Annotated in this window: 3 protein-coding genes and 1 pseudogene; all 4 read right to left on the bottom strand. The window is 66.7% G+C overall.

What is annotated here, in order from left to right; genetic code table 11:
• Positions 1-200 (bottom strand): annotated as a pseudogene (locus tag ETD83_RS40690) (proteasome subunit beta); the annotation flags it as partial.
• A 178-nt stretch (positions 201-378) separates the two neighbouring features.
• Positions 379-1,551 (bottom strand): endonuclease VII domain-containing protein, encoded by a 1,173-nt coding sequence (locus tag ETD83_RS40685; RefSeq protein ID WP_138650584.1) that lies wholly within the window; start codon positions 1,549-1,551, stop codon positions 379-381.
• Positions 1,552-1,637: 86 nt separating this feature from the next.
• Complete coding sequence (locus ETD83_RS40680; RefSeq protein ID WP_138650583.1) at positions 1,638-1,847, bottom strand: ubiquitin-like protein Pup; 210 nt, start codon at positions 1,845-1,847, stop codon at positions 1,638-1,640.
• 281 nt (positions 1,848-2,128) lie between these two features.
• Positions 2,129-3,350, bottom strand: a 1,222-nt coding sequence (dop, locus tag ETD83_RS40675) for a depupylase/deamidase Dop (RefSeq protein ID WP_138650582.1), incomplete at its 5' end; no start/stop codon positions are given.

The raw sequence follows: 3,350 nt of genomic DNA, 5'->3' as shown, positions 1-3,350 counted from the left end.
ACCACCACCCCGCCGGGGAACCCCACGGCGACGATCGTCGTCCCGTGCGGGATGTCATCGCCCGCCCGCGACGCCGGCGGCGTCCGCCTGCCGGGCAGCAACTCCGGAGAGTACCCGCCCAGGAACTCCGTGAACGACGACGTGTCCGGGCTCGCGAACAACCCCGGCAGACGCCCGCTGTGCGAATCGTGGGACGCCACGCGACTCCCTTCCTCCACCATGCACCGGCTCCCTGCCCAACCCCACCGGCGCGGACGACTACGACCCTACTGTTCAAGGTCGCCCGCGCGCATGCCGCATGATCCCCGTCCCAGTCCGCCCACGGCGAACCCGTGCCCCACCGGCCGCCCGCCATGCCGATCCGGCGGCTCCGGCGGCTCAGACAGGGCTCATGGCCCCTTCCGGGCCCAGGGCGCCCCACGTCGGCATGTCGAGCTCCTCATCGAACGGCAAGGTTTGCTTCCGGTACTCGCCGTCCTGCTCCCAGAGGGCCTTCCAGCCGCCCCTGGGGACCGTCGCCGGATCGACGTCCGGAACGGTCAGCGACAGGCGGGTACCGCCGTCCTCGGCCGCCACCATCTGCACGAGACGACCCTCCACATAGTCCGCCGCGCGGCGGAGAGTGATCGGATCGTCCCGCAACTGCCCCATGCCCGTGTTGCACGCCGAACACGGCATCCCGCGCACCGCACCGCTCACGTGGTCATGGTCGACGTGCTCGGCCGGGAAGTCGAAGCACACCGCGCACTGCCCCATCTGCACCTTGAGCAGCCACTCCGCGTCGTCATCGTTGATCCCGTACCGCTGCCGCCTGTGGTAGTGGCGCGCCGGCTTCAGGGAGTTCCCCTTCGTCCGCCAGAACGGGTCCCAGCGAACACGGTCCGGGCCACCGAAGACCGGAGCGCCGAGCTCGATACGCATCCGCCGTGCGTGGGAGCCCCGTAGCTCCAGGTAGTCCGCCGCGAGGCGGAGCCGGTCGGGATCGTCATCGAACTGCCCGAGCCCGCCGTTGCACTTGAAGCACAGAATGCGGCGAACCAGCCCGGTCAGGTGGTCGTGGTCGACGTGCTTCGCGTCCGCGCGGAGGCAGATGACACAGACTCCACCCTGCTCAGCGATCATCTCATCGACCTGCTGCTCGGTGACGCCGTAGCGGAGCTTGAGGAGATAGTTGCGGGCGCTTCCGTGGTTACGGACCCTGATCTCCGCCACCGCCGCCGCGTGACATGGACGGCAGTACGTGGTGTATCCAGACTTTTCGGATCGATTCCTGCCGAACTCCCCGACCGGCTTGATCTCGTCGCACCGTGCGCAGTACTTCTTGCCATCCGGGACATCCGAGTACCTGCGGTATGCCCTTGTCTGCTTGCCGAGACTTGTCTGCTTTTTCCGGTAATAGCGGCCGTTGCGCACCCCGAAGCACGACTTGCAGTAGTAAGCCAGGCCATCCTTGGATGCCTTGAGCTTCCAGAACTCCGTCGCAGGCTTGATCTCGCCGCAGTCGAGACATTTCTTCGAACGCATGAGCGAGACCATATCGGCCTCGCTCATGCCTTTCCAGTCGCTTTGAGATTGTGCGAACTATGCCCGGCTTTGCCATCCACTCTGGAGTGTCCGATTTAATCGGACATATGGTATTATTCCCCCCCCTTCTGGATGTATGCACGGACAAAGTCTTCTGCGTTCTCTTCTAGTACTTCGTCTATTTCGTCCAGAATTGAGTCCACGTCGTCGGTGAGCTTCTCCTGGCGCTCCTGCGCGTCCTCGGTGGTCGTGGCCTCGGTCTCCTCGACCTCTTCGGTGCGTCGAGTGGTCTGCTTCTGACCGCCGGTGTCCTTCGTGGCCATTCCGTACCTCCCGCTCTGCCGGTGCCCTCGACCCTATCTCCGATCTTCGACGGCGAGCGGATCTTGAACGTCCGTTTCGCCGCCTCCGCCCGGGGACCGGGGGCATGCTCGGGTTATCGCCCGCCGCGCCGCCACTGAAACGGGCATACCGGTCACGATACTGAGACGTCACCTGTTTGCGCAGGTCAGAAGCCCTTGGAACGCTCGATAGCGGCACTATCCAAGAAGCGTTCAGGTACCTGACGACGGTCGTGTGGCGTCCAGCCCCAGAGGGCGTGAGGTCAGCTCTGGCCGGTCAGGGTGGCGACGAGGTCGGCGGCCGTCCGGCAGCGGTCCAGGAGGGCGCCCACGTGCTGCTTGGTGCCGCGCAGGGGCTCCAGGGTGGGGACGCGCTGCAGGGACTCGCGGCCGGGAACGTCGAAGATGACGGAGTCCCAGGAGGCGGCCGCGACGGAGTCGGCGTACTGGCGCAGGCAGCGGCCGCGGAAGTAGGCGCGGGTGTCCTCGGGCGGATCCTCGACGGCGGCCTCGACCTCGGGCTCGCTGACGAAGCGGTCGATGCGGCCGCGGTCGACGAGGCGGTTGTAGAGGCCCTTGTCGGGCCTGATGTCGGTGTACTGGAGGTCGACGAGCTGCAGGCGCGGGTGGGACCAGTCGAGGCCGTCGCGGCTGCGGTAGCCCTCCAGGAGGGCGAGTTTGGCGACCCAGTCGAGTTCGCGGGAGAGCTGCATGGGGTCGTCGCCGAGGCGGTGGAGGACGGATTCCCAGCGGTCCAGGACGTCCTTGGTCATCTCGTCGACGTCGGCGCCGAAGCGGTCCTCGACGTACTTGCGGGACTGCTCGAGGTACTCCATCTGGAGTTGGACGGCGGTCATCTTGCGGCCGTCGCGGAGGGTGAGCAGGTGCTTGCAGGACGGGTCGTGCGACACGGCGCGGAGCGCGGCGACGGGCATGTCGACGGAGAGGTCGACGGTGAGGAAGCCGTCTTCGATCATGGCGAGGACGAGTGAGGTGGTGCCGAGCTTGAGGTAGGTGGACAGCTCGGCCATGTTGGCGTCGCCGATGATGACGTGGAGGCGGCGGTATTTCTCGGGGTCGGCGTGGGGTTCGTCGCGGGTGTTGATGATGGGGCGTTTGAGGGTGGTCTCGAGGCCGACCTCGACTTCGAAGAAGTCGGCGCGCTGGCTGATCTGGAAGCCGTCGCCGCGGCCGTCGACGCCGATGCCGACGCGGCCGGCGCCGGTGACGACCTGGCGGGAGACGAAGAAGGGGGTGAGGTGGCGGACGATGTCGGCGAAGGGGGTCTCGCGGCGCATGAGGTAGTTCTCATGGCAGCCGTAGGAGGCGCCCTTGTTGTCGGTGTTGTTCTTGTAGAGCTGGATGGGGTGGGTGCCGGGGACCATGGCGGCGCGTTTGGCGGCGTCGGCCATGACGCGTTCTCCGGCTTTGTCCCAGATGACGGCGTCGCGGGGGTTGGTGCATTCGGGGGCGGAGTATTCGGGG

Origin of the sequence: Actinomadura soli (assembly GCF_005889715.1) — a bacterium.
Classification (GTDB): Bacteria; Actinomycetota; Actinomycetes; order Streptosporangiales; family Streptosporangiaceae; genus Spirillospora; species Spirillospora soli.
This window is presented reverse-complemented; position numbering and strand designations above follow the sequence as displayed.